Here is a 23,986-nt window from a genome sequence, read left to right on the forward strand (position 1 = left end):
CGAGAATTACTTCTTGGCGGCGCGTTCGAAGGAGGCGATGATTTCCGCTTTAGCCGCGGCAGCGTCTGCCCAGCCTTCCACTTTCACCCATTTGCCTTTTTCCAGATCTTTGTAGTGCTCGAAGAAGTGAGCGATCTGAGCTTTCAGCAGCTCCGGCAGGTCGTTCACGTCTTTCACGTGATCGTACTCTTTGGTCAGCTTGCTGTGCGGTACCGCAACCAGCTTGGCGTCTTCACCGGCTTCGTCGGTCATCTTCAGCACGCCAACCGGACGGCAGCGGATCACGGAACCCGGCTGCAGCGGATATGGCGTTGGGACCAGCACGTCAACCGGGTCGCCGTCCAGAGACAGGGTGTGGTTGATGTAGCCGTAGTTGCACGGGTAGAACATTGCGGTGGACATGAAACGGTCAACGAACAGCGCGCCGGTTTCTTTGTCGATTTCGTATTTGATTGGATCGGCGTTGGCCGGGATTTCGATTACTACGTAGATGTCTTCCGGCAGGTCTTTGCCAGCAGGGACCAGATTCAAGCTCATGTCGGTTTCCTTTAATCATCAAACCAGAAATGGAGTGGCGGCTATTATAGCGGACTCTTTTGCGATTTCCTGCCCTTTTCATCGTCGAAAACCCAGTGCCTCTGCGCGCGGAGAATTTCCAGATTAATCCCGCCACGGCATGAAGTTTTGCCTGCGGCTGCCGATAACTTCAACAAACAATAATGAGCCAGCAAAGCTGGCTCCGCGTTTTGCCACCCCTACTACGTCTGATCTCACTATTCTGAAGCCGGGAAGAACTCATGCTAAAAAAGATTACGGTGAAGGCTGGGCTGATCGCCCTGCTGAGCCTGATGACCATGCTGCTGATTATGGTCAGCATTATTGGCGTCAACGCGATTAACGAAGGATCGCGCTCGATCCATACCTTAAACCAGATCCTTGGCGAAGAGCTGGGCTCGCTGGCCAACAGCTCCAACCTGACGCTGCGCGCCCGAACCGCTGCCTCGCTGGCGGTGCGCCAACGGGAGATCGGCCAGACTGATGTCTCCGACGCGACCGTCGGCCGCATCTACGGCTACCTCGAGCAGTCGAACAAGGAAATGGCGCGCTTTGTCGGCGTCGGCACCGTGACCGATCGCGGCCGCGAACTCTCCAACCGCCTGCAAAACAGCTATCGCGCCTATCTGGAACAGGGCGTGAAGCCGATGGCCGCCGCCATCAAGGCCGGCAAGATTGATGAGTATTATCATATCCAGGAGACGCGCATCTCCGCATTGAGCATCGCGTTTGAAAAGGATCTCACCGATTTCCGCAGCTTCGCCATGAAGCTCGGCGCCCAGCAGGTGCATGACGCGGAAAGCAACGCCAACACCAAGATCTCGCTGATCGTGGTGGCGGGCCTGCTGAGTGTGCTGCTGGCGGTGCTGGCCTGGTTCGCGCTGCGCGTGATCATTCTGCGCCCGTTGGACGAGTCCATCGCGCAGCTGGAGCACATCGCCGGCGGCGATCTGACCCATGAGATCCGCGGCGAGGGTGATACCGAAATGGGGCGCCTGATACGTGCTATGCAGCGCATGCAGCGGGCGTTGGCCAGTTCGGTCAGCAAAGTGCGCGATGCCAGCAGCCAGATCGACACCGGTTCACGCGAACTGGCGGCCGGCAACCTGCACCTGGCGCAGCGCACCGAAGAATCGGCCGCCTCGCTGGAAGAGACCGCCGCCAGCATGGAGCAACTGACCTCGACGGTGAAAATGAACGCCGAGAACTGCGAACAGGCCAACCAACTGGCGCTGAGCGTGTCCGATATCGCCAACCAGGGCAGCGACGTGGTCAGCCAGGTGATGAGCAAGATGCAGGCGATCACCGACAGTTCACGCCGCATCGCCGATATCATCAGCGTGATGGACGGCATCGCCTTCCAGACCAATATCCTGGCGCTGAATGCGGCGGTGGAAGCGGCGCGCGCCGGTGAACAGGGCCGCGGCTTCGCGGTGGTGGCCGGCGAAGTACGCAATCTGGCGCAGCGCAGCGCCCAGTCGGCGAAAGAGATCAAAGGGCTGATCGAAGCGTCGCAGAACCGGGTGCAGGAAGGCGAGCAGATGGTGGAGTCGGCGGCGCAGACCATGAGCGGCATCACCGGCGAAGTGGGCCGGGTGACGGCGTTGATGCGTGAGATCTCGGCGGCGACACGCGAACAAAGCAGCGGTATCGAACAGGTGAACCTGGCGGTGGCGCAGATGGATCAGGTGGCGCAACAGAATGCGGCGCTGGTGGAGGAGTCTGCGGCGGCGACGCGCTCGCTGGAAGATCAGGCTCAGCTGCTGGCGCAGAGCATGGCGGCGTTCAAGCTGTAAGGCGACAAGGGTTCGGCAAGGCGCCGAACCCTGGCAAAAAACGCGTTACTCGTCCGGGTTTTCGGCGATGAAGCGTTCTGCGTCTTCTACCATCGACTTGGTGCCGACGAAGAATGGCGCGCGCTGGTGCAGTTTCACCGGCGTGATGTCCAGAATGCGGTTTTTACCGTCGCTGGCCTTACCGCCGGCCTGTTCGGCCAGGAACGCCATCGGGTTGCATTCGTACAGCAGGCGCAGCTTGCCCTGTGGGTGGCTGGCGGTGCTTGGGTAGATGTAGATGCCGCCTTTCAGCAGGTTGCGGTGGAAGTCCGCCACCAGAGAACCGATGTAGCGCGAGGTATAAGGGCGCTGCGTCGCTTCGTCCTGCTCCTGGCAGTACTTGATGTATTTCTTCACGCCGAGAGGGAACTTGATGTAGTTGCCTTCGTTGATGGAATACATGTTGCCGCTCGCCGGGAAGCGCACTTTCTCGTGAGAGAGACAGAACACGCCCAGAGACGGGTCGTAAGTGAAGGCGTGGACGCCGTAACCGGTGGTGTACACCAGCATGGTGGACGAACCGTAAACCACATAACCCGCTGCGACCTGGGCGCTGCCCGGCTGCAGGAAGTCTTCTTCGGTCACCGGCGTGCCGACCGGCGTGATGCGACGGTAGATAGAGAAAATCGTACCGACCGAGACGTTGACATCGATGTTGGACGAACCGTCCAACGGATCCATCAATACGACATACTTGGCATTTTCAGCACGCTCGCCGTCGAATATCACGATTTCATCTTCTTCTTCGGAAGCGATACCCGCAACTTCACCGCGCGCTTTCAACGCCGCTTTCAGTTTTTCGTTCGCGTACAGGTCCAGTTTCATCTGAACTTCGCCCTGTACGTTGGACACCCCGCTGGTTCCCAGAATATCAACCAGGCCGGCCTTGTTGATGTCGCGGTGGATGATTTTGGCGCCCAGTTTAATGGCAGAAAGTAACGCGGTCAGCTCGCCGGTGGCGTGCGAGAAGTCGTGCTGTTTCTCGACGATAAATTCGCCTAACGTTTTCATGACACAATCCCTGAATCTACGGATGGATAGCGGCCTGTTAACAAACCGCCAACGTTTTCGCGTGCAGTGTAGCCCAAAGATGCGCGCCATTCATAGGCAAATCCATTTCTTCTGGACGATTCTGAGCGTTAGAATATGCCGACATTCGATGCACTCACATGAGAAACCTATGCGCATTCACATTCTTGGGATCTGTGGCACCTTTATGGGCGGGTTGGCGATGCTGGCGCGCTCACTGGGGCATGACGTCACCGGTTCGGACGCTAACGTCTATCCGCCGATGAGCACGCTGCTGGAGAACCAGGGGATCGATCTTATTCAGGGTTATGATCCAGCCCAGCTGGATCCGGCGCCGGATCTGGTGATCATCGGCAACGCCATGACGCGCGGCAACCCGTGCGTGGAGGCGGTGCTGGAGCGTGGCATCCCTTACGTTTCCGGTCCGCAGTGGCTGCACGACGCCGTGTTGCGCGATCGCTGGGTATTGGCGGTCGCCGGCACCCACGGCAAAACCACCACCGCCGGCATGGCGACCTGGATCCTCGAGGCCTGCGGCTACCAGCCCGGCTTCGTCATCGGCGGCGTGCCGGGCAACTTCGACGTTTCGGCCCGCCTCGGCGGCAGCCCGTTCTTCGTCATTGAAGCCGACGAGTATGACTGCGCGTTCTTCGACAAGCGCTCCAAATTCGTGCATTACAGCCCACGTACGCTGATCATGAATAACCTGGAGTTCGACCATGCCGACATCTTCGACGATCTGAAAGCCATCCAGAAACAGTTCCACCATCTGGTGCGTCTGGTGCCGGGCAAAGGCAAGATCATTCTGCCGGACAACGACAGCCACCTGAAACAGGTGATGGCGATGGGCTGCTGGAGCGAGCAGGAGCTGGTGGGGGAAGAGGGCACCTGGCGCGCGCAGAAGCTGACGCCGGACGCCAGCCATTACGCGGTGTTCCTCGACGGCGAGCAGGTCGGCGAAGTGAACTGGGCGCTGGTGGGCGAGCACAACATGCATAACGGCCTGATGGCCATCGCCGCTACCCGCCACGTCGGCGTACAGCCGGCGGACGCCTGCCGCGCATTGGGCGATTTCATCAATGCCCGCCGCCGCCTGGAGTTGCGCGGCGAAGCCAACGGCGTCACCGTTTACGACGACTTCGCGCACCACCCGACGGCGATCCTGGCCACTCTGGCCGCGCTGCGCGGCAAGGTAGGCGGCACGGCGCGCATTCTGGCGGTGCTGGAACCGCGCTCCAACACCATGAAAATGGGCATCAGCAAAAACGATCTGGCGCCTTCGCTCGGCCGCGCCGACGAGGTGTTCCTGTTCCAGCCGCATCACATTCCGTGGCAGGTGGCGGAAGTGGCGGATGCCTGTGTGCAACCGGCGCACTGGAGTGCGGATCTCGACGCGCTGGTGGACATGGTGGTGAAAACCGCACAGCCGGGCGATCACATTCTGGTGATGAGCAACGGCGGTTTTGGCGGCATTCACGATCGCCTGCTGGACGCGCTGGCGAAAAAGCAGGAACCGAAGGTGACCTACTGATCGCTTAGCCGCATCAGCCAACACAAGGGCCGCATTCGCGGCCTTTTTTACGCCCATAAAAAAGCCCTCGCGAGCGAGGGCAACGGGGTTCGTCGGATAGGACGACGAGAGGGTCTCTGGGAAATCGGCGTTTGCGTCAGAACTCGGCAGTGGCAGTGACGAGGGTAATCAGCTCTGCAAAGCCGTTCCCAGAGTTGTTATTTGTAAATCTCGGCGGTGGCGTGGTAGTTGCCTTCGTTACGCGCTTCTATTACGCGGTAGGCGGTCGCGCCTTTCGCGTCGGCTTTCTCCGACAACGCCTGGCGAATGTCGGTCGGCGCGCCGTCGATGCCGCTGACGGTAATGGTGCCGATAGATTGCAGATTGGCGGTCTGATCGTTAGTCACCAACTGGGCGGCGGAGGCGCCGAAGGAGATGACGGACAGCAAACCGAGTGCAGCAACAGTAGTTTTCATGTTCATGATAGCGATCCTTGGTCATAACAGCCTGGAAGGGCTTGGCAGCGATTTTTATTCTTGAAGGCCGTTATGACAGCGTTTGGTTCCAGAGATGTATTGCCCGTTGCCGGGTAATGCCGGTACTTATTTGTAGATTTCAGCGGTCGCGTGGAAGTTGCCGTCGTTACGCGCTTCGATCACACGGTAAGCGGTCGCCCCTTTGGCGTCGGCTTTATCGGACAGCGCCTGACGAATGTCGGAAGGTGCAGCGGCGACGCCGCTCACGGTGATCACGCCGGCGGGCTGCAGTTTTGCGGCCTGGGTTGCATCAACAGATTGTGCTGCGAATGCGCCGAAGGAAAGCATGGACAGAACGCTCAGGGTTGCAACGGTAGCTTTAATTTTCATCATCTCACCTCATCGTATTCTTTTATCAGTTCCAACGAACTGTGACTTAGTTCACGGAAATGAGTATACAGCTAGTAACGCGAAAAATTAATAGTTCGCTAACAGTTGCTAGTGAAACTTTAAACCGATGAACCTTCTTTTTTATAACCGTAAGGAATAAAAAACGCTTATAAAACGATCTTTCGATGTTAATTTTATGTAATTTCAATGAGGTAAGTGCTTTTGACCAAAAGTGCGGAAGATCACAGTGGGTACTGCTGGCTACATGGAGATGTCATGGAAATGTGTTGTGGCGGGATAAAAAAGCAGTGTTAAACGCGGTTGAGGGCCGAGAAGGTAACGCAGGGGTTAAAGAAGCGCTAACAAAATGCGAACGGTAGCCGCACTTTGTTAGCGCCAGGTTTCACAGCTCTTGCTCGAACACGCCCAGGATCGCTTCATGCAGCTTCTGAGCGGTAAAGCCGCTGGACGGGGTGACGAAAATAGTGTCGTCGCCGGCGATAGTGCCAAGGATGCCCTGGGATTTGCCCAATGAGTCGAGCAGGCGGGCGATCAGCTGTGCGGCGCCGGGGCTGGTGTGGATCACCACGACGGCGTCGTTATGGTCGACGTCCAGCACCAGGTTCTTTAGCGGGCTGGTAGTGGTCGGCACGCCGAGTTCGGCCGGAAGGCAATACACCATTTCCATTTTGGCATTACGCGTACGTACCGCACCGAACTTGGTCAGCATGCGCGATACTTTGGATTGGTTAATGTTTTCGAAGCCTTCTTCTTGCAGCGCCAAAACGATCTCGCCTTGAGAACTGAATTTTTCTTCTTTCAATAACGCTTTGAACGTCTTGATCAGATCTTCCTGTTTTGCGGGATTACGCATTTTGCACCGTGGAAAGTTGATAGTGGAAGTCATGATTATGCATATAGATGAATTTTTATGCAACAGAGGCCGACCCAAAGAAAATAAACATGACCGGGCGGCGAGGAAAGGGCGGCATTTTAACAAAATCCGGCCGCGATGAATATGCCCTTTTGACGACGGAAAATCGGCCCGCAGTAGTAAATAAAATGTTATTAAAATGATGTTGTTCTGATGTTGCGTAAGGGTGTAATGTAACGGCCGGTTAACTTGCTCGTGAATAACCTCGCATTATTTTTGATTAGTGTGCGCTATGCCCTTCATGCGTAAGCGATTTAATCTAAAATGGGCGCGACAGCGGCCATTTTATTACACTGGCAGGCAAGAATTGGCTAATTTATTGTTTTTAAAGGTGTAATAATTTAAGGTCCGTAACCAACACATTCACGGCGCTTTATATATTTAAGATAATAAAGGAGTATAGGATGAAAGTTGCAGTTCTCGGTGCTGCTGGCGGTATCGGCCAGGCCCTCGCCCTTCTACTCAAAACCCAGCTTCCTTCAGGTTCTGAACTCTCTCTCTACGACATTGCCCCCGTTACCCCAGGCGTTGCCGTCGACTTAAGCCACATCCCAACCGCAGTTAAAATCAAAGGCTTCAGCGGCGAAGACGCGACCCCGGCTCTGCACGGCGCGGACGTGGTGCTGATTTCCGCAGGCGTGGCCCGTAAGCCAGGCATGGATCGCTCCGACCTGTTCAACGTTAACGCCGGCATCGTGCGTAACCTGATTGAGCAAGTGGCGAAAACCTGCCCGAAAGCCTGCATCGGCATCATCACCAACCCGGTAAACACCACGGTCGCCATCGCGGCGGAAGTGCTGAAAAAAGCCGGCGTTTACGACAAAAACAAACTGTTCGGCGTGACCTCGCTGGATATCATTCGTTCCAACACCTTCGTGGCCGAGCTGAAAGGCAAGCAGCCTGAAGAACTGAACGTGCCGGTGATCGGCGGCCACTCTGGCGTGACCATCCTGCCTCTGCTGTCGCAGATCCCAGGCGTGAGCTTCACCGATCAGGAAGTGGCGGATCTGACCAAACGCATTCAGAACGCCGGCACCGAAGTGGTGGAAGCTAAAGCCGGTGGCGGATCTGCAACGCTGTCCATGGGCCAGGCGGCCGCACGTTTCGGCCTGTCTCTGGTGCGTGCGCTGCAGGGTGAGAAAGGCGTGGTGGAATGCGCTTACGTTGAAGGCGACGGCAAATACGCTCGCTTCTTCGCGCAGCCGCTGGTGCTGGGCAAAAACGGCGTTGAAGAACGCAAAGATATCGGCACCCTGAGCGCCTTTGAACAAAAAGCGCTGAATGAGATGCTGGACGTGCTGCACAAAGATATCGAGCTGGGCGAGAAGTTCATCAATAACTGATCGTCGCCGCGAGTCAGCCGATAAACGCCGCCGGACGCTGTTCCGGCGGTTTTTTTTGCCCTGCGTTCACGACTTGATGCGCGCTTTGCGATCCAGCAGGCAATCGCTGTGCGGATCATAATAGCGGCTTGGCCAGATCTCCGAGGGGTGAACGCCTATCGCTTCGGCGATCAGCCATTCTCCTTTCGGCCATGGGCGCGACAGCGCGTTGGCCAGCGTTGATGAGCTTAATCCTGCCTTGCGTGATACCGCCGCCAGCGTGGTGCCCTGCTTGCGTAACGCCGCGATGATATCTGCCGTGTGCCAGTCCTGCTTCCTTGAATTCATGTTTACATTCCTTTTCTGATTAGCCAAAGTTGCGTTAGTGGTATAACTAACGGGTCGAGGTTAGGCGTTTGAACAACGTGAAACGCTTATTCGGAAATCAGAATACCATTAAATTTCCAAAAAATGACCCAATCAGTTTCCAAATAAATGACTTTGCCCACTACTGCCCAGAGATAATGGCTATGAAAAACGAGTGGTTTGCCGCCAAGGAGCTGACAGGCATCGCAGGATTACCTTCCTCACCACAGGGAATCAATCTGATGGCCCGGCGCGAAGGCTGGATCAGCCGCAGGCGCCAAGGCGTGCAGGGAAAAGCGTTGGAGTATCATATCGACAGCCTGCCGGCAGGCGCGCGCAATCTGCTGATGCTGAGGGAAGACGGGGCGGCATATGACCTGGAGCGCCAGGATCCGTTGGCGGTTTGGATCGAGTATTACTACCATCTGACGGAAAGCGAGCGCGAAAAAATGGTGGCTTTCCTGATGCGGGAAGGGATCGGCGGCCTGCTGGCACGCATCGACGAAGAAAACAAGAGGTAGTCAGGCCCGTGGGCGCGGGCCTGATGAGAACGTTAAGAAACCCAGATTTCTTAAAATTCGCGCTGTACCGCCAGATGGGCCAGGCCTTCCAGCGCCGTGCGGTGCTCCGAGGCCGGCAAGACCTGCAGCGCGGCGATCGCCTTGTCGGCTTCCTCTTCGGCGCGTTGGCGGGTGTATTCCAGCGAACCGCATTGCTGCATCGCCTGCAATACCGGCTCCAGCAGGTGGCGGCCGTTGCCTTGCTCAATCGCGCCTCGGATCATCTCACGCTGCGCGTCGTCGCCGTTGTGCATCGCGTGCAGCAGCGGCAGGGTCGGTTTCCCTTCGTTCAGATCGTCGCCGGTGTTTTTACCGAGGGTGCTGCCGTCGGCGCTGTAATCGAGCAGATCGTCGATCAGCTGGAAAGCGGTGCCGAGGTAGCGGCCATAATCTTGCAGCGCCTGCTCTTGCTCGGCGCTGGCGCCGGACAGGATCGCCGACGATTGCGCCGCCGCTTCAAACAGACGGGCGGTTTTGCTGTAGATCACCCGCATATAGTTTTCTTCGCTGATGTCAGGATCGTGCACGTTCATCAACTGCAGCACTTCACCTTCGGCGATGACGTTGACCGCCTCCGACATCAACGCCAGCACGCGCAGTGATTCCAGGCTGGTCATCATCTGGAAGGCGCGGGTGTAGATAAAGTCGCCGACCAGCACGCTGGCCGCATTGCCGAACGCGGCATTGGCGGTGGCTTTGCCGCGGCGCATGTCCGATTCGTCGACGACGTCGTCATGCAGCAGCGTGGCGGTATGAATGAACTCGATCAGGGCGGCGACGGTGACGTGCTTGTTGCCTTCATACCCCAACGCTCGCGCCGCCAGGACGGCGATCATCGGCCGGATGCGCTTACCGCCACCGCTGATAATGTAATAGCCAAGCTGATTGATGAGCGTGACATCGGAATTCAGCTGTTCGAGAATTGTTGCGTTCACGGCCGCCATATCTTGCGCGGTTAACTCGGTAATTTGCTCTAGGTTCATTGTATTTTTTTCAGCTGTGTTTCTCTTCACCGCGTTGAGATCGCTGCTCACATCGGTACATGGCGGTAACTGTCCCTATGATTGTACTTGAAAAACGGTTCAGATAAACGCCACGAAAGAAACTGTGTTTTTTTTCTTCTTTTTTGTTCATCTGGTCTTATTCTGCTCTTGTCATGCGCCGCTTTTTTGCGTAGAATTCGCGCCCTATTGTGAATATTTATAGCGCGCTCTGAACTAACACAGTCGGGCACGCGGAAAGCGGAGTTTTATATGTACGCGGTTTTCCAAAGTGGTGGTAAACAACACCGAGTAAGCGAAGGTCAGACCGTTCGCTTGGAAAAGCTGGACATCGCAACTGGTGAAGCGGTTGAGTTTGACCAGATTCTGATGATCGCTAATGGCGAAGATATCAAAATCGGCGTTCCTTTCGTCGATGGCGGCAAGATCAAAGCTGAAGTCGTTGCTCACGGTCGTGGCGAGAAAATTAAGATTGTTAAGTTTCGTCGTCGTAAACACCACCGTAAGCAGCAGGGCCACCGTCAGTGGTTCACTGACGTTAAAATCACCGGCATCAGCGCTTAAGTTAGGAGAGCGGATTAATGGCACACAAAAAGGCTGGCGGCTCGACTCGTAACGGTCGCGATTCAGAAGCTAAACGTCTGGGCGTAAAACGCTTTGGCGGCGAAGCAGTACTGGCAGGCAGCATCATCGTTCGTCAGCGCGGCACCAAATTCCACGCTGGTACCAACGTGGGTTGCGGCAAAGACCACACTCTGTTTGCTTTGAAAGACGGTAAAGTCAAATTCGAAGTTAAAGGCCCGAGCAATCGTAAATTCATCAGCATCGAAGCTGAATAATTTTTCGAGCCTTACGAAATAGATGTAAGCCCCGCAATTCGTTGCGGGGCTTTTTACATTTATGGGCTGCTCAGGTGCGGCCCCGTCAGCGTTGGCGAAGGTGATATGGATACGAAGCAGCAGGTCGGCGTTGGCATTTCCCTGGCGTTAACTACGGCGGTTTGCTGGGGCGCGTTGCCGATCGCGATGAAAGAAGTGCTGGCGGTAATGGAGCCGTTTACCGTCGTCTGGTACCGCTTTACCATGGCCGCGATCGGTTTGGGCGTCATCCTCGCGGTGCGCGGCAAGCTGCCGCCGCTGACGATGTTCCGCCAGCCGCGCTGGCTGCTGCTGTTGGCGATCGCCACGGCAGGGCTGCTGGGCAACTTCGTGTTGTTCAGTTCATCGCTGCAATACCTGAGCCCGACGGCGTCGCAGGTGATTGGCCAGCTGTCGCCAGTCGGCATGATGTTCGCCAGCGTGCTGATCTTAAAAGAGCGCATGCGGGTTACCCAGGCGATCGGCGCGCTGATGCTGATCGGCGGCTTGATGCTGTTCTTCAACGTCAGCCTGGTTGAGATCTTCACCCGGCTGACGGACTATACGCTGGGCGTCATGCTGGGCGTGTGCGCGGCGATGGTCTGGGTGAGCTACGGCGTGGCGCAGAAGGTGTTGTTGCGCCGGCTGGCGTCGCCGCAGATCCTGGTTATGTTGTACACTTTATGTGCGATAGCGTTGTTTCCTCTGGCCAAGCCCGAGGTGATTTTCCAGCTTAGCGGCTGGCAATTGGCGTGCCTGCTGTTTTGCGGCGCCAATACGCTGATCGGCTATGGCGCGCTGGCGGAAGCGATGGCGCGATGGCAGGCGGCGCAGGTGAGCGCGTTGGTGACGCTGACCCCGCTGTTTACCCTGCTGTTTTCAGATTTATTGGCGATGGCCTGGCCTCAGGCGTTCGCCGCGCCGACGTTGAACCTCGTCGGCTATGTTGGCGCGTTTGTGGTTGTGGCGGGCGCTATGTTTTCCGCAATTGGTCACCGGTGGTGGCCGCGACGGGCAGAACCCCCCCAGGTTGCTCCTTTGAAGCAGCCCGGTGAATGATTTACGGAGACGGTAAATGAAGTTTGTAGATGAAGCAGCGATTTTGGTCGTTGCAGGCGACGGCGGCAACGGATGCGTCAGCTTCCGCCGCGAAAAATATATCCCCAACGGTGGGCCTGACGGCGGCGACGGCGGCGACGGCGGCGACGTCTACCTGCTGGCGGACGAAAACCTCAACACCCTGATCGACTACCGTTTTGAGAAGTCTTTCCGCGCCGAGCGTGGCCAGAACGGCCAGAGCCGCGACTGTACCGGTAAACGCGGTAAAGACGTCATCATCAAGGTGCCGGTCGGCACGCGCGTGAAGGATCAGGGCACCGGCGAGATCCTCGGCGACATGACCCGTCACGAGCAGAAGCTGATGGTCGCCAAGGGCGGCTGGCACGGTCTGGGCAACACCCGTTTCAAATCTTCGGTCAACCGTGCGCCGCGTCAGAAGACGCTGGGCACCGCCGGCGAAGCGCGCGATCTGCTGCTGGAACTGTTGCTGCTGGCCGACGTGGGCATGCTGGGTCTGCCGAACGCCGGCAAATCGACCTTCATCCGCGCGGTGTCCGCCGCCAAACCGAAGGTGGCCGACTATCCGTTCACCACCCTGGTGCCGAGCCTGGGCGTGGTGCGCATGGACCACGAGCAGAGCTTTGTGGTCGCCGACATCCCGGGGCTGATCGAGGGCGCATCCGAAGGCGCGGGCCTGGGCATTCGCTTCCTGAAACACCTGGAGCGTTGCCGCGTGCTGCTGCACCTGGTGGACATCGCGCCGATCGACGAATCCGATCCGGTGGAAAACGCCAAAGTCATCATCAACGAGTTGAACCAATACAGCGAAAATCTGGCGCAGAAGCCACGCTGGCTGGTGTTCAACAAAATTGATGTGATTGGTGAGGAAGAAGCCGCCGAACGCGCCAAGGCGATTGTGGAAGGCATGGGCTGGGAAGGGAAGTACTACATGATCTCCGCCGCCAACCTCGAAGGCGTCAACGCGCTGTGCTGGGACGTGATGAACTTCATCAACACCCAGCCGAAAGCGATGGCGATCGAAGAAAGCGCACCGGAAAAAGTCGAATTCATGTGGGATGACTACCACCGTGAGCAAATCGCGGAAGTGGAAGCCGAAGCGGAAGATGACTGGGATGACGACTGGGACGAGGACGACGACGAAGGCGTCGAAATCATTTACCAGAAGTAATTCGGTGATCAAGGGCTCAGCAACGCTGGGCCCTTGTTATTTGAGCGCTTTTTCCGGCAGCCAGCACTGGGCGTTCAGGCCGCGTGCATCGCGGCGGTTTTCCAGCGTCAAACGCCCCTGGTGCAGCTGCACGATGCGGATCACGATATTCAACCCCAGCCCGCTGCCGCCGTAGCGTTGATCCATGCGGCGAAACGCCTGCGTCAGCTCCCCGACCATCTCTTCCTTGATCCCCGGGCCATCGTCGATGACCTGCAGCAGATAGCCGTTGTCCTGTGGCGTTAACTGTACCAGTATCGCGCCGCCTTCCGGGCCGTAGCGGTGGGCGTTTTCGACCAGGTTGCGCAGCAGCAGCCGCAGCAGCACCGGATCGCCGTTCACCGCTGCGGCGGCCGGCAATCGCCAGTCCAACGTCTGCCCGCGTTGAGCGGTCATTTCGCCGAGCTCTTCGCGCAGCGGCTGGATCACATCGGCCACCCAATCGAAATGCTGGTAATGGCCGCTGGCGAAGTCTTGCCCGGCGCGCGACAGCATCAACAGTTGCTCGACGGTGTGCATCAGCAGATCGATGCGGGCGATCAGCGCCTGGCTGCCCTTGACCCCCTGTTTTTCCATCAGTTCCAGATGCAGGCGAATGCCGGCCAGCGGCGTGCGCAGCTCATGGGCGGCGTCGGCGGTAAACAGGCGTTCCTGTTGAATGGTGTTGTCCAGCCGTGAGAACAGCTGATTGAGCGCATTGGTGACCGCCACCATCTCCAGACTGTCGCTGTTGATCGGCAGCGGCGTCAGGTTATCGGCAGAGCGCTTTTCCAGCCGCTGCTGCAATTGGTTGAGCGGACGGGTGATCCAGCTGATGGCCCAGAACGACGCCAGCAGCGTGACGATCATCATGATCAGCGAAGGCGCCAACAGCGACGCGATGGCCTCGGCGATCTCGGTATCGACGCGTTCGCTGCGCACTTTGGCAGACAGGGTTTCGTCCACCAGGAAACTGATCTGTTCCTGGCTTTCGTGCCACAGCCAGAAGGCGCTGATGAGTTGCGTGACCAGCAGGATCAGCGCCAGCATCAACAGCAGGCGGCGGCGCATGCTGATCATGACGAAGGTTCCAAACGGTAGCCGATGCCGCGCACGGTGCGGATGCGATCCTTGCCCAGTTTGCGGCGCAGGTTGTGGATGTGCACTTCCAGCGTGTTGGAACCCAAATCGTCTTGCCAGGTGTAGAGATCTTGCTGCAGGAGCTCACGGTTAACCGTCTGCCCGGCGCGCATGATCAGGCGCGCCAGGATGGCGAACTCTTTCGGCGTGACCTCCACCGGCTGCTGTTGCAGGTAGACTTGCTGGCTGGACAGGTTCAGCTGCAGGTCGTCCACCTGCATCAGATTGTCGCTGTGGCCCTGGTAGCGGCGCAGGAGGGCGCGCACGCGTGCCTGCAGCTCAACCAATGCGAAGGGTTTGACCAGGTAGTCGTCGGCGCCGGCGTCCAGCCCGTCGACCCGGTCTTCCAAGGCGTCGCGGGCGGTCAGGATCAGCACCGGCAGATCGATCTGCTGGCGGCGCCACTGCCGCAGCAGTGCGGCGCCGTCCATGTCCGGCAGGCCGAGATCCAGGATCACCATGCTGTATTGGCTGGTGATGAGCAGGCTGTTGGCCTCCGCCGCCGTGGCGGCGCAGTCGCAGACATAGCCTTCGCCGGTCAGCGCCAGCGCCAGCCCCTGTTGCAGCAGTTCATCATCCTCAACGACCAGCAGCTTCATGACGATCCTTAGTTGTTTTGGTAAATATCCCGATACAGGCGGCTTTCGAAGCGCACCAGCGGTGCGCGGCGCTGCTTCTGATCTTCCGGCGGCACGGCGTAGCCGGAGAGATACTGCACGAAGGCCATGCGCTGGCCGCTGGCGGTGGTGATGAAGCCTGCCAGGTTGTACACGCCCTGCAGCGCGCCGGTCTTGGCCGACACTTTGCCGTCGACGCCGGCTTCGTGCAGGCCGCCGCGGTAGCGCAGCGTGCCGTCATAACCGGACAGCGGCAGCATCGAGATGAAGTTCAGCTCGTTATCGTGCTGCGCGATGTACTGCAGCGCCTGCATCATGGTCGCCGGCGCCAGCAGGTTGTGGCGCGACAGGCCGGAGCCATCGGCGATGATGGTGTTGCCCAGATCGATACCGGCCTTCTGGCGCAGCACCTGCCGAACCGCGTCGGACCCCGCTCGCCAGGTGCCCGGCACGCCGAAGCGTTCGTGGCCGATGGTGCGGAAGACGGTATCGGCGATCATGTTGTCCGATTTCTTCAACATGATCTTCAACAGATCGTGCAGCGGCGCCGACTGGGTTTGCGCGATCACCGTGCCGGTGATACCGGGACGCGTCTGGCGTTTCAAATGCCCGTCGATCTGGATGCCGGCCTGCGTCAGTTCGTCTTTCAGGATCGCGCCCGCATAGCTGGCGCCGTCCTGGATGGCGAAGGCCAACGGCAGCGGTTCGCTGCGCTGCGTCAGGCAGCCGGTCAGGGTAAAGCGGTTCAGTTCGCCCGGCACCACGTCCAGCTCGCAGTACTGCGCGTCTGCGGAACCGCGCGCCAGAGTGCGCACCTGGCTGAACATATTGACCGGATAATAGGAGGCGACGCGGATAAACGCCATGTCGCCCGGGTTCGGCGCGCTGTACAGCGAGACCGAGAAACAGTTGCGATCGACGATGGCGGCGGCCGGCGGCGCGCTGAAGCACTGCGTCAGATCGTTCCACGGCCAGCCGGGCGCTTTGTCATGGCTGGCGAAGACCGAAGTATCGACCAGCACGTCGCCGCTGATTTGGCGCACGCCCTGTTTCTTCAGGACGGCCACCATATTGCGCAGGCTCTGACGTTTGAAGGTCGGATCGCCGCTGAAGCGGGCGATCAGGTTGCCGCGCAGCACGCCGTCGCGGATATCACCCTGGCTCTCCAGCGTGGTGGTGAAACGGTAATCGGGCCCGAGCTGCAGCAATGCCGCCAGCGCCGTCAGCACTTTTTGGGTACTGGCCGGCAGCGCCATTTGCTGAGAGTGGTAATCGATCGTCGGCGAGCCGGCGCCGATCTTCTGAACGACCAGGGCAAGGTTGGCCCCATCAGGCAGATATTGTGTGTACTCTTCAACCGGGGCCGCATTCGCATTCAGAACAAATGCGCAAGCCAATGCACTGACAATTCGTGAAAAACGCATAATCTCGGGATAACAGCTGGATAACGTGCCGTCATACTACGGTGCAATCAGGGAAAAAGTAAACGATGACCCTCAAGGAACTCTAGGCTAAAATGCGTATCAAAATGCAAAACCAATCTTGGCTTGGGCCCCGTTCCGAGTCAGGTTTCTTTTGTTTGTCGCCTGGAGGCGGGTGGCGCTATGCCAACCGTGTTTTCATACGAATACGTCAGGATGACGGTTATTTGAACAGGAAAGATTTAGAGGTATTTATACGATGAACCAAATTCCGATGACCTTGTTTGGCGCTGAAAAACTGCGCGAAGAGCTCGAATATCTGAAAAGCGTGCGCCGCCCGAAAATCATTGCGGATATCGCTGAAGCGCGCGAACACGGCGATCTGAAAGAGAACGCCGAGTACCACGCCGCCCGCGAACAGCAGGGTTTCTGCGAAGGCCGCATTCAGGAAATCGAAGCCAAGCTGTCCAATGCTCAGGTGATCGACATCACCAAAATGCCGAACACCGGCCGGGTGATCTTCGGCGCCACCGTATCGGTGATGAATCTGGACAGTGAAGAAGAAGTGACTTACCGCATCGTTGGCGACGATGAGGCCGATTTCAAGAAAAATCTGATTTCGGTAAACTCGCCGATGGCGCGCGGTCTGATCGGCAAAGAGCAAGACGATGTGGTGGTGATCAAAACCCCAGGCGGCGACGTGGAATACGAGATCCTGAAGGTCGAGTATCTCTGATCGAGGCCGTTGGTCATTAATGCGCCAACGTTTTGTAAAGATAGGAAAAAGGCCGCAAGCGGCCTTTTATCTTCGTCAGGCGCATGGCACCTTTTCTTTAACCTGATGGTTATTAACGCGGTAGACTGATCTTGCGCTCTTTCGAAGGGCGGTAAAGAATAAGCGTACTGCCGATAACCTGCACATTGCAGGCGCCCGTTTCGCGCACGATAGCGTCGGCGATCAGGGTCTTGGTTTCGCGATCTTCAGCGGCGATTTTTACCTTGATCAGCTCATGATGCTCCAGAGCCTGTTCAATTTCAGCCAGCACCCCTTCGGTAAGACCGTTATTGCCCAGCATCACCACCGGTTTTAACGGATGCGCCAGGCCTTTCAGGTGCTGTTTTTGTTTATTATTCAGATTCATTGTCTTTTTTGCTTAAGTTGGGATTGAAAACGGTACATTCTACCGCCATCTCATGTATATCACCAAATCGGTCTTCACCGGTGTGAGTCTACGTGAGCAGCGACCCTGACATAAGACTCTTTTTATGATAGTTGGAAAACGAGATGGCTAATAAAAAGCGTTCGGCTAGCTCCAGTCGCTGGTTACAAGAACACTTTAGCGATAAATATGTGCAGCAGGCGCAGAAAAAGGGACTGCGATCCCGCGCCTGGTTTAAACTTGATGAAATACAGCAGAGCGACAAACTGTTCAAGCCGGGCATGACTGTGGTTGACCTGGGCGCCGCGCCGGGCGGTTGGTCGCAGTATGTGGTCACCCAAATCGGCGGTACCGGTCGCATCATCGCCTGTGATATTTTGCCAATGGATCCTATCGTTGGCGTCGATTTCCTTCAGGGCGATTTTCGTGATGAACTGGTGCTGAAGGCACTGTTGGAACGAGTAGGCGAGAGTAAGGTTCAGGTGGTCATGTCCGATATGGCCCCGAATATGAGTGGCACCCCGGCCGTCGATATTCCAAGGTCGATGTATCTGGTGGAGTTGGCGCTGGATATGTGTCGTGATGTCCTCGCACCAGGCGGAAGTTTCCTGGTGAAGGTGTTCCAGGGAGATGGCTTTGACGAGTACCTACGGGAAATTCGCTCCCTGTTTACGAAGGTTAAGATTCGTAAGCCAGACGCTTCCCGCGCCCGTTCGCGCGAAGTGTACATTGTAGCGACAGGGCGCAAACTGTAGTACCCTAACGCTGTTTGTTAACACAGTTGTAAGATGAGGTTAATCCCTTGAGTGACATGGCGAAAAACCTAATTCTCTGGTTAGTCATCGCAGTAGTGTTGATGTCTGTATTCCAGAGCTTTGGGCCCAGCGAGTCGAATGGCCGTAGGGTGGATTACTCTACCTTCATGTCCGAACTGACCCAGGACCAGGTTCGCGAAGCGCGAATCAACGGGCGTGAAATTAACGTTACCAAGAAAGACAGTAACAAATACACGACCTACATCCCTGTCAACGATCCGAAGTTGCTGGATACGTTGTTAACGAAGAACGTAAAAGTTGTCGGCGAGCCGCCTGAAGAGCCGAGCCTGCTGGCTTCTATCTTTATCTCGTGGTTCCCGATGCTGTTGCTGATCGGGGTCTGGATCTTCTTTATGCGGCAAATGCAGGGCGGCGGCGGCAAGGGCGCGATGTCCTTCGGCAAGAGCAAGGCCCGCATGCTGACGGAAGACCAGATCAAGACTACTTTCGCCGACGTTGCCGGTTGTGACGAAGCGAAAGAAGAGGTGAGCGAACTGGTGGAATACCTGCGCGAACCGAGCCGTTTCCAGAAGCTGGGCGGCAAGATCCCGAAAGGCGTGCTGATGGTTGGCCCGCCGGGGACCGGTAAAACGCTGTTGGCGAAAGCGATCGCCGGCGAAGCGAAGGTGCCGTTCTTCACCATTTCCGGTTCCGACTTCGTCGAAATGTTCGTCGGCGTGGGTGCATCCCGCGTGCGTGACATGTTCGAACAAGCGAAAAAAGCCGCGCCGTGCATCATCTTCATCGATGAAATCGACGCCGTCGGCCGCCAGCGTGGCGCCGGCCTGGGTGGCGGTCACGATGAGCGCGAGCAAACCCTGAACCAGATGCTGGTTGAGATGGACGGTTTCGAAGGCAACGAGGGCATCATCGTCATCGCGGCTACCAACCGTCCGGACGTGCTTGACCCTGCGCTGCTGCGTCCGGGCCGTTTCGACCGTCAGGTCGTGGTCGGGCTGCCGGATGTGCGTGGCCGTGAGCAGATCCTGAAGGTGCACATGCGCCGCGTGCCGTTGGCCGCCGACATCGACGCTTCCGTCATTGCGCGCGGTACGCCGGGCTTCTCCGGTGCTGACCTGGCTAACCTGGTCAACGAAGCGGCGCTGTTCGCCGCCCGCGGCAACAAGCGCGTGGTGTCGATGGTGGAGTTCGAGAAAGCCAAAGACAAGATCATGATGGGTGCGGAACGTCGCTCCATGGTGATGACCGAAGCGCAGAAAGAGTCGACCGCGTATCACGAAGCGGGCCACGCCATCATTGGCCGCCTGGTTCCTGAACACGATCCGGTACACAAGGTCACCATCATTCCTCGTGGCCGTGCGCTTGGCGTGACCTTCTTCCTGCCGGAAGGGGATGCGATCAGCGCCAGCCGTCAGAAGCTGGAGAGCCAAATCTCCACCCTGTACGGCGGCCGTCTGGCGGAAGAGATCATCTACGGGCCGGAAAAAGTGTCTACCGGCGCGTCGAACGACATCAAAGTGGCGACCTCCATCGCCCGCAACATGGTGACCCAATGGGGCTTCTCCGAGAAGCTGGGGCCGCTGCTGTATGCGGAAGAAGAGGGTGAAGTGTTCCTGGGCCGTTCCGTGGCCAAGGCGAAGCACATGTCGGATGAGACCGCGCGTATCATCGACCAGGAAGTGAAGTCGCTGATCGAACGCAACTACACGCGTGCTCGCTCGCTGCTGATGGAAAACATGGACATCCTGCACTCGATGAAGGATGCGCTGATGAAGTATGAAACCATCGATGCGCCGCAGATCGACGATCTGATGAACCGCAAAGACGTGCGTCCGCCGGCTGGCTGGGACGATGCGAACAAAGGCAACAGTTCCGACAACGGCGGCACCCCGAAAGCCCCGACGCCGGTAGATGAGCCGCGCACCCCAACGCCGGGCAACACCATGTCCGAACAGCTCGACAAGTAACAACGGCTGTGTAATAACATCAAACCCCGGTACGCCGGGGTTTTTTTTTGCCCGGCGGGCAGTGAACCAGGCAACAGTAAGGTGGATCAACCATGCAGTTAACCGTGCGCGACATGACGCTCAATCTCTCCCATCCGCAGGTGATGGGTATCCTCAACGTGACGCCGGATTCGTTTTCAGACGGCGGCCGTCACAACACCCTGAACCAGGCTCTGCTGCACGCGCACGCGCTGATTTCGGCTGGCGCCACGATGATCGACGTCGGCGGCGAATCGACAAGGCCGGGGGCGGCGGAGGTGAGCGAAGAGGAAGAATTGGAACGGGTCGTGCCGGTGGTGGAAGCGCTGGCGCAGCGCTTCGAGGTCTTTATCTCGGTCGATACTTCGAAGGCGGGCGTGATCCGCGAATCGGCGCAGGCCGGCGCCCATCTGATCAACGACATCCGTTCGCTGCAGGAGCCGGGCGCCCTGGCGGCGGCGGCGGAAAGCGGCCTGCCGGTCTGCCTGATGCACATGCAGGGGCAGCCGCGCACCATGCAGCAGGCGCCGCACTACGACGATCTGATCGCCGACGTTCAGACGTTTTTTGAACACCATATCCGGCGCTGCAATGAGGCGGGGATAACAAATCAGAAATTGCTGCTCGACCCCGGCTTCGGTTTCGGTAAAAATTTGGCGCACAACTATCAGCTTCTGGCTCGGTTGTCGGAGTTTCATCGGTTCGGTTTGCCGCTGCTGGTCGGCATGTCGCGCAAATCGATGATTGGACAACTGCTGAACGTGCCGCCGGATCAACGGGTTATCGGCAGCGTGGCCTGCGCAGTGATCGCGGCGATGCAGGGCGCGCAGATTGTCAGAGTGCATGACGTTAAAGAAACCGTCGAGGCGATGCGTGTCGTCGAGGCAACACTTTCAGCAAAGGAATAGTAAGACATGAGCGAGCGCAAATATTTCGGTACCGACGGCATCCGCGGCAAAGTCGGGGACAGCCCCATCACCCCCGACTTCGTGCTGAAGCTGGGTTGGGCGGCCGGCAAGGTGCTGGCGCGCCACGGTTCGCGCAAGATCATCATCGGCAAGGACACGCGCATCTCCGGTTACATGCTGGAGTCCGCGTTGGAAGCCGGCCTGGCGGCCGCGGGGCTTTCTGCCTCTTTCACCGGGCCGATGCCGACGCCGGCGGTAGCCTATCTGACGCGCACCTTCCGCGCCGAAGCGGGCATCGTCATCTCCGCCTCACATAACCCGTTTTACGACAACGGCATCAAATTCTTCTCGATAGACGGCGCCAAACTGCCGGACAACGTCGAAGAGGCGATTGAAGCCGAGATGGAAAAACCGCTGACCTGCGTGGAGTCCGCCGAACTGGGTAAAGCCAGCCGCATCATCGACGCCGCCGGCCGCTATATCGAATTCTGTAAAGGCACCTTCCCGAGCGAGCTGAGCCTGAAAGGGCTGAAGATCGTGGTCGACTGCGCCAACGGCGCCACTTACCACATTGCGCCGAGCGTGCTGCGCGAATTGGGCGCCACGGTGATCGCCATCGGCGTTGAGCCGGACGGCATGAATATCAACGAAAAATGCGGCGCCACCGACGTGCGTCAGCTGCAGGAGCGCGTACTCAAAGAAAAAGCGCACGTGGGCCTGGCGTTCGACGGCGACGGCGATCGCGTGATGATGGTGGACAATTTGGGCAACAAGGTGGACGGCGATCAGATCCTGTACATCATCGCGCGTGAAGGCCTGCGTCAAGGCCAGCTGCGCGGCGGCGCGGTCGGCACCCTGATGAGCAACATGGGGCTGGAGCTGGCGCTGAAGCAGCTGGGCATTCCGTTCGCCCGCGCCAAGGTGGGCGACCGCTATGTGCTGGAGAAGCTGCAGGAGTTGGGCTGGCGCATCGGCGCGGAAAACTCCGGCCATGTGATCCTGCTGGACAAAACCACCACCGGCGACGGCATCGTGGCCGGGCTGCAGGTGCTGACCGCCATAGTGCGCAACCACATGAGCCTGCACGATTTGTGCAGCGGCATGAAGCTGTTGCCGCAGATCCTGGTCAATGTGCGCTTCGCCGGCGAGCATAATCCGCTGGAATCCGAAGCGGTGCGTAAAGTCACCGAGCAGGTGGAAGCCGAGCTGGCCGGTCGCGGCCGGGTGCTGCTGCGCAAATCGGGCACCGAACCGCTGATCCGCGTGATGGTGGAAGGCGAGGACGAGCAGCAGGTGACCGCGCTGGCGCATCGCATCGCCGACGCGGTGAAATCCGCAGGTTAAAACAGACAGTTAGCCGCCGGGCTCGGCAACGCTGAGCCCGAACAGGCGATTGTTGGCGTTTTTTTCCGCAAACGCGCCGGCGGCTGCAAATTGCCCTTGCGCGGGTTGGCGGCTTTGGTTAGTATTCACACCCGCTTCAGTAGGCAGTTTTTAAAAGCGCCTGCTTGATGAGTGTGAAGCATTTGGCATGCGGTTAGGCCGCAAGGATACGGGTACTACTATGTACGAAGCTCTTCTGGTAATTTTCCTGCTGATCTCAATCGGGCTGGTTGCTCTGATTATGCTGCAGCAAGGTAAAGGCGCTGATATGGGAGCCTCTTTCGGAGCAGGTGCATCAGGCACGCTGTTCGGTTCGAGTGGTTCCGGTAACTTTATGACCCGCATGACTGCTGTGCTGGCGACGCTGTTCTTCGTCATCAGCCTGATTCTGGGCAACCTCAGCAGCAACCAAAGCAAGAAAGGCAGCGAGTGGGAAAACCTGGGTCAGCCAGTGAAAACTGAGCAGACAACCGCGCCGGCGGCACCAGCCAAACCGAGCAGCGATATCCCGCAGTAAGCCGCAACAGAGTTTGAAAACGGTGGTTGTGAACTCGAAAGAACAACGGCCGTTAGCAGTAAGAATCAGTACCGAGGTGGTGGAATTGGTAGACACGCTACCTTGAGGTGGTAGTGCCCTAACGGGCTTGTGGGTTCGAGTCCCATCCTCGGTACCAAATCCCAGAGATAACTTGCAATTTTGCGATTATCGGCGTAGTATTTGCCACGTTTTCGGACGCGGGGTGGAGCAGCCTGGTAGCTCGTCGGGCTCATAACCCGAAGGTCGTCGGTTCAAATCCGGCCCCCGCAACCACTTTCCTTTAAGTGTTTATTTTCAAATACACTTTTCGATTGAAACCCGCTTTTCTCGATCAACATTTGAAAATGACACTTGCTCGAAAGTTGTACCGAGGCCGCCTAGCGGCAAACAGGGTCCAGTTGCATAAAGCCCCGATTTTTCGGGGTTTTTTGTTATTTGGCAACAGAATCACTGGGCTATTTAGCCCTTTTTTTATGTCTTGGGGGTGGGCTTGTCCACATTAGAGCAACAGTTAACAGAGATGCTTTCGGCACCCGTAGAAGCGTTGGGCTTTGAGCTTGTAGGCATCGAATTCATTCGTGCGCGCCAATCGACGCTCCGCATCTATATTGATAGTGACAACGGCATCAATGTTGATGATTGCGCTGATGTCAGCCACCAGGTCAGCGCTGTATTGGACGTCGAAGATCCAATCACGGTCGCTTACAACTTGGAAGTCTCCTCTCCTGGCCTTGATCGCCCGATGTTCACCGCAGAACACTATACGCGTTACCTCGGTGAAGAAGTCAGCCTGGTCCTGCGCATGGCGGTACAGAACCGTCGCAAGTGGCAGGGTATTATCAAGTCTGTCGAAGGCGAGATGATCACGGTTACTGTGGAAGGGAAAGATGAAGTGTTCGCGCTGAGCAACATCCAGAAAGCGAACCTGGTACCCCACTTTTAAAGTTTGGAAGAGGC

At 57.7% G+C, this 23,986-nt stretch carries 26 protein-coding genes and 2 tRNA genes; 17 read left to right on the forward strand and 11 right to left on the reverse strand.

Annotation, left to right across the window (positions count from 1 at the left end; translation table 11 throughout):
- Positions 1-6: 6 nt before the first annotated feature.
- Positions 7-537, reverse strand: coding sequence for an inorganic diphosphatase (ppa, locus tag ACRAWE_RS18565; protein ID WP_004933594.1), 531 nt, complete (start codon positions 535-537; stop codon positions 7-9).
- 260 nt (positions 538-797) lie between these two features.
- Here ppa and ACRAWE_RS18570 point away from each other — a divergent pair, with 260 nt between their 5' ends.
- Complete coding sequence (locus ACRAWE_RS18570; RefSeq protein ID WP_432525710.1) at positions 798-2,351, forward strand: methyl-accepting chemotaxis protein; 1,554 nt, start codon at positions 798-800, stop codon at positions 2,349-2,351.
- 45 nt (positions 2,352-2,396) lie between these two features.
- Here the strand turns inward: ACRAWE_RS18570 and fbp are convergent, their stop codons facing one another.
- Positions 2,397-3,401, reverse strand: a complete 1,005-nt coding sequence (fbp, locus tag ACRAWE_RS18575) for a class 1 fructose-bisphosphatase (RefSeq protein ID WP_004933587.1) — start codon at positions 3,399-3,401, stop codon at positions 2,397-2,399.
- A gap of 169 nt (positions 3,402-3,570) precedes the next feature.
- On the opposite strand from fbp, the gene mpl reads away from it, so the two are divergent.
- Entirely contained in the window at positions 3,571-4,950 is a 1,380-nt protein-coding gene (gene mpl / locus ACRAWE_RS18580) for a UDP-N-acetylmuramate:L-alanyl-gamma-D-glutamyl-meso-diaminopimelate ligase (RefSeq protein WP_198635725.1), read from the forward strand.
- Positions 4,951-5,147: 197 nt separating this feature from the next.
- Here mpl and yhcN (ACRAWE_RS18585) read toward each other — a convergent pair whose 3' ends face one another.
- The 3 genes from yhcN (ACRAWE_RS18585) to argR form a co-directional block, all read right to left on the reverse strand.
- The gene (gene yhcN / locus ACRAWE_RS18585; protein ID WP_004933578.1) at positions 5,148-5,411 is read right to left on the reverse strand and encodes a peroxide/acid stress response protein YhcN; all 264 of its coding nucleotides are present in this window, start codon (positions 5,409-5,411) and stop codon (positions 5,148-5,150) included.
- Positions 5,412-5,531: 120 nt separating this feature from the next.
- Positions 5,532-5,795, reverse strand: a complete 264-nt coding sequence (yhcN, locus tag ACRAWE_RS18590) for a peroxide/acid stress response protein YhcN (protein WP_004933574.1) — start codon at positions 5,793-5,795, stop codon at positions 5,532-5,534.
- 403 nt (positions 5,796-6,198) lie between these two features.
- On the reverse strand, positions 6,199-6,669 hold the full coding sequence (argR, locus tag ACRAWE_RS18595; RefSeq protein ID WP_016929335.1) for a transcriptional regulator ArgR: 471 nt from the start codon (positions 6,667-6,669) through the stop codon (positions 6,199-6,201).
- Between the two features lie 464 nt (positions 6,670-7,133).
- On the opposite strand from argR, the gene mdh reads away from it, so the two are divergent.
- Positions 7,134-8,072, forward strand: coding sequence for a malate dehydrogenase (gene mdh / locus ACRAWE_RS18600; protein WP_004933569.1), 939 nt, complete (start codon positions 7,134-7,136; stop codon positions 8,070-8,072).
- Between the two features lie 66 nt (positions 8,073-8,138).
- Here mdh and ACRAWE_RS18605 read toward each other — a convergent pair whose 3' ends face one another.
- Positions 8,139-8,399, reverse strand: a complete 261-nt coding sequence (locus ACRAWE_RS18605; protein WP_019453353.1) for a helix-turn-helix domain-containing protein — start codon at positions 8,397-8,399, stop codon at positions 8,139-8,141.
- Between the two features lie 182 nt (positions 8,400-8,581).
- Between ACRAWE_RS18605 and ACRAWE_RS18610 the strand changes: the two genes are divergently transcribed.
- Positions 8,582-8,938, forward strand: coding sequence for a DNA-binding protein (locus ACRAWE_RS18610; RefSeq protein WP_211129607.1), 357 nt, complete (start codon positions 8,582-8,584; stop codon positions 8,936-8,938).
- A 50-nt stretch (positions 8,939-8,988) separates the two neighbouring features.
- Here ACRAWE_RS18610 and ispB read toward each other — a convergent pair whose 3' ends face one another.
- On the reverse strand, positions 8,989-9,960 hold the full coding sequence (ispB, locus tag ACRAWE_RS18615; RefSeq protein ID WP_019453351.1) for an octaprenyl diphosphate synthase: 972 nt from the start codon (positions 9,958-9,960) through the stop codon (positions 8,989-8,991).
- 270 nt (positions 9,961-10,230) lie between these two features.
- Here ispB and rplU point away from each other — a divergent pair, with 270 nt between their 5' ends.
- From rplU to cgtA, 4 genes are all read left to right on the forward strand, one after another.
- Complete coding sequence (gene rplU / locus ACRAWE_RS18620) at positions 10,231-10,542, forward strand: 50S ribosomal protein L21 (protein ID WP_004933561.1); 312 nt, start codon at positions 10,231-10,233, stop codon at positions 10,540-10,542.
- 17 nt (positions 10,543-10,559) lie between these two features.
- Entirely contained in the window at positions 10,560-10,817 is a 258-nt protein-coding gene (gene rpmA / locus ACRAWE_RS18625; protein ID WP_004933559.1) for a 50S ribosomal protein L27, read from the forward strand.
- Positions 10,818-10,922: 105 nt separating this feature from the next.
- Positions 10,923-11,894: a DMT family transporter gene (locus ACRAWE_RS18630; protein WP_154747204.1), complete on the forward strand. Its 972-nt coding sequence runs from the start codon at positions 10,923-10,925 to the stop codon at positions 11,892-11,894.
- Between the two features lie 16 nt (positions 11,895-11,910).
- Positions 11,911-13,083 (forward strand): Obg family GTPase CgtA, encoded by a 1,173-nt coding sequence (gene cgtA, locus ACRAWE_RS18635; protein WP_432525711.1) that lies wholly within the window; start codon positions 11,911-11,913, stop codon positions 13,081-13,083.
- Between the two features lie 36 nt (positions 13,084-13,119).
- Here the strand turns inward: cgtA and pmrB are convergent, their stop codons facing one another.
- The 3 genes from pmrB to dacB are packed head-to-tail and all read right to left on the reverse strand — an operon-like array spanning position 13,120 to position 16,282.
- A complete protein-coding gene (gene pmrB / locus ACRAWE_RS18640) occupies positions 13,120-14,181 on the reverse strand; it encodes a two-component system sensor histidine kinase PmrB (RefSeq protein ID WP_019453349.1) in 1,062 nt (353 codons plus the stop codon).
- Entirely contained in the window at positions 14,178-14,840 is a 663-nt protein-coding gene (pmrA, locus tag ACRAWE_RS18645; protein ID WP_019453348.1) for a two-component system response regulator PmrA, read from the reverse strand. Before pmrA ends, pmrB begins: the two co-directional genes overlap by 4 nt.
- Before the next feature lie 8 nt (positions 14,841-14,848).
- Positions 14,849-16,282 (reverse strand): serine-type D-Ala-D-Ala carboxypeptidase, encoded by a 1,434-nt coding sequence (gene dacB, locus ACRAWE_RS18650; protein WP_025159591.1) that lies wholly within the window; start codon positions 16,280-16,282, stop codon positions 14,849-14,851.
- A 256-nt stretch (positions 16,283-16,538) separates the two neighbouring features.
- On the opposite strand from dacB, the gene greA reads away from it, so the two are divergent.
- A complete protein-coding gene (gene greA / locus ACRAWE_RS18655; protein WP_004933539.1) occupies positions 16,539-17,015 on the forward strand; it encodes a transcription elongation factor GreA in 477 nt (158 codons plus the stop codon).
- 112 nt (positions 17,016-17,127) lie between these two features.
- Here greA and yhbY read toward each other — a convergent pair whose 3' ends face one another.
- The gene (gene yhbY / locus ACRAWE_RS18660; protein ID WP_004933536.1) at positions 17,128-17,421 is read right to left on the reverse strand and encodes a ribosome assembly RNA-binding protein YhbY; all 294 of its coding nucleotides are present in this window, start codon (positions 17,419-17,421) and stop codon (positions 17,128-17,130) included.
- A 143-nt stretch (positions 17,422-17,564) separates the two neighbouring features.
- Here yhbY and rlmE point away from each other — a divergent pair, with 143 nt between their 5' ends.
- From rlmE to rimP, 8 genes are all read left to right on the forward strand, one after another.
- A complete protein-coding gene (gene rlmE, locus ACRAWE_RS18665; protein WP_004933533.1) occupies positions 17,565-18,194 on the forward strand; it encodes a 23S rRNA (uridine(2552)-2'-O)-methyltransferase RlmE in 630 nt (209 codons plus the stop codon).
- A 56-nt stretch (positions 18,195-18,250) separates the two neighbouring features.
- Positions 18,251-20,182, forward strand: coding sequence for an ATP-dependent zinc metalloprotease FtsH (ftsH, locus tag ACRAWE_RS18670; RefSeq protein ID WP_004933529.1), 1,932 nt, complete (start codon positions 18,251-18,253; stop codon positions 20,180-20,182).
- Positions 20,183-20,274: 92 nt separating this feature from the next.
- On the forward strand, positions 20,275-21,108 hold the full coding sequence (gene folP, locus ACRAWE_RS18675) for a dihydropteroate synthase (RefSeq protein ID WP_432525713.1): 834 nt from the start codon (positions 20,275-20,277) through the stop codon (positions 21,106-21,108).
- Between the two features lie 6 nt (positions 21,109-21,114).
- Positions 21,115-22,452 (forward strand): phosphoglucosamine mutase, encoded by a 1,338-nt coding sequence (gene glmM, locus ACRAWE_RS18680; protein WP_432525714.1) that lies wholly within the window; start codon positions 21,115-21,117, stop codon positions 22,450-22,452.
- 220 nt (positions 22,453-22,672) lie between these two features.
- A complete protein-coding gene (gene secG / locus ACRAWE_RS18685; protein WP_004933519.1) occupies positions 22,673-23,008 on the forward strand; it encodes a preprotein translocase subunit SecG in 336 nt (111 codons plus the stop codon).
- Between the two features lie 70 nt (positions 23,009-23,078).
- Positions 23,079-23,165 (forward strand) — tRNA-Leu (locus tag ACRAWE_RS18690).
- Positions 23,166-23,225: 60 nt separating this feature from the next.
- Positions 23,226-23,302: transfer RNA gene (locus tag ACRAWE_RS18695), tRNA-Met, on the forward strand.
- Between the two features lie 217 nt (positions 23,303-23,519).
- The gene (gene rimP / locus ACRAWE_RS18700; RefSeq protein ID WP_004933515.1) at positions 23,520-23,972 is read left to right on the forward strand and encodes a ribosome maturation factor RimP; all 453 of its coding nucleotides are present in this window, start codon (positions 23,520-23,522) and stop codon (positions 23,970-23,972) included.
- Positions 23,973-23,986 lie beyond the last annotated feature (14 nt).

The sequence above is a fragment of the Serratia sp. BFP-2025 genome, from assembly GCF_050880365.1.
GTDB lineage: Bacteria > Pseudomonadota > Gammaproteobacteria > Enterobacterales > Enterobacteriaceae > Serratia > Serratia surfactantfaciens.

Excerpts from the sequence above, each read along its gene's own strand:
- ppa (WP_004933594.1), bottom strand. The coding sequence starts at position 537 with ATGAGCTTGAATCTGGTCCCTGCTGGCAAAGACCTGCCGGAAGACATC.
- ACRAWE_RS18570 (WP_432525710.1), top strand. The coding sequence starts at position 798 with ATGCTAAAAAAGATTACGGTGAAGGCTGGGCTGATCGCCCTGCTGAGC.
- fbp (WP_004933587.1), bottom strand. The coding sequence starts at position 3,401 with ATGAAAACGTTAGGCGAATTTATCGTCGAGAAACAGCACGACTTCTCG.
- mpl (WP_198635725.1), top strand. The coding sequence starts at position 3,571 with ATGCGCATTCACATTCTTGGGATCTGTGGCACCTTTATGGGCGGGTTG.
- yhcN (WP_004933578.1), bottom strand. The coding sequence starts at position 5,411 with ATGAACATGAAAACTACTGTTGCTGCACTCGGTTTGCTGTCCGTCATC.
- yhcN (WP_004933574.1), bottom strand. The coding sequence starts at position 5,795 with ATGAAAATTAAAGCTACCGTTGCAACCCTGAGCGTTCTGTCCATGCTT.
- argR (WP_016929335.1), bottom strand. The coding sequence starts at position 6,669 with ATGCGTAATCCCGCAAAACAGGAAGATCTGATCAAGACGTTCAAAGCG.
- mdh (WP_004933569.1), top strand. The coding sequence starts at position 7,134 with ATGAAAGTTGCAGTTCTCGGTGCTGCTGGCGGTATCGGCCAGGCCCTC.
- ACRAWE_RS18605 (WP_019453353.1), bottom strand. The coding sequence starts at position 8,399 with ATGAATTCAAGGAAGCAGGACTGGCACACGGCAGATATCATCGCGGCG.
- ACRAWE_RS18610 (WP_211129607.1), top strand. The coding sequence starts at position 8,582 with ATGAAAAACGAGTGGTTTGCCGCCAAGGAGCTGACAGGCATCGCAGGA.
- ispB (WP_019453351.1), bottom strand. The coding sequence starts at position 9,960 with ATGAACCTAGAGCAAATTACCGAGTTAACCGCGCAAGATATGGCGGCC.
- rplU (WP_004933561.1), top strand. The coding sequence starts at position 10,231 with ATGTACGCGGTTTTCCAAAGTGGTGGTAAACAACACCGAGTAAGCGAA.
- rpmA (WP_004933559.1), top strand. The coding sequence starts at position 10,560 with ATGGCACACAAAAAGGCTGGCGGCTCGACTCGTAACGGTCGCGATTCA.
- ACRAWE_RS18630 (WP_154747204.1), top strand. The coding sequence starts at position 10,923 with ATGGATACGAAGCAGCAGGTCGGCGTTGGCATTTCCCTGGCGTTAACT.
- cgtA (WP_432525711.1), top strand. The coding sequence starts at position 11,911 with ATGAAGTTTGTAGATGAAGCAGCGATTTTGGTCGTTGCAGGCGACGGC.
- pmrB (WP_019453349.1), bottom strand. The coding sequence starts at position 14,181 with ATGATCAGCATGCGCCGCCGCCTGCTGTTGATGCTGGCGCTGATCCTG.
- pmrA (WP_019453348.1), bottom strand. The coding sequence starts at position 14,840 with ATGAAGCTGCTGGTCGTTGAGGATGATGAACTGCTGCAACAGGGGCTG.
- dacB (WP_025159591.1), bottom strand. The coding sequence starts at position 16,282 with ATGCGTTTTTCACGAATTGTCAGTGCATTGGCTTGCGCATTTGTTCTG.
- greA (WP_004933539.1), top strand. The coding sequence starts at position 16,539 with ATGAACCAAATTCCGATGACCTTGTTTGGCGCTGAAAAACTGCGCGAA.
- yhbY (WP_004933536.1), bottom strand. The coding sequence starts at position 17,421 with ATGAATCTGAATAATAAACAAAAACAGCACCTGAAAGGCCTGGCGCAT.
- rlmE (WP_004933533.1), top strand. The coding sequence starts at position 17,565 with ATGGCTAATAAAAAGCGTTCGGCTAGCTCCAGTCGCTGGTTACAAGAA.
- ftsH (WP_004933529.1), top strand. The coding sequence starts at position 18,251 with ATGGCGAAAAACCTAATTCTCTGGTTAGTCATCGCAGTAGTGTTGATG.
- folP (WP_432525713.1), top strand. The coding sequence starts at position 20,275 with ATGCAGTTAACCGTGCGCGACATGACGCTCAATCTCTCCCATCCGCAG.
- glmM (WP_432525714.1), top strand. The coding sequence starts at position 21,115 with ATGAGCGAGCGCAAATATTTCGGTACCGACGGCATCCGCGGCAAAGTC.
- secG (WP_004933519.1), top strand. The coding sequence starts at position 22,673 with ATGTACGAAGCTCTTCTGGTAATTTTCCTGCTGATCTCAATCGGGCTG.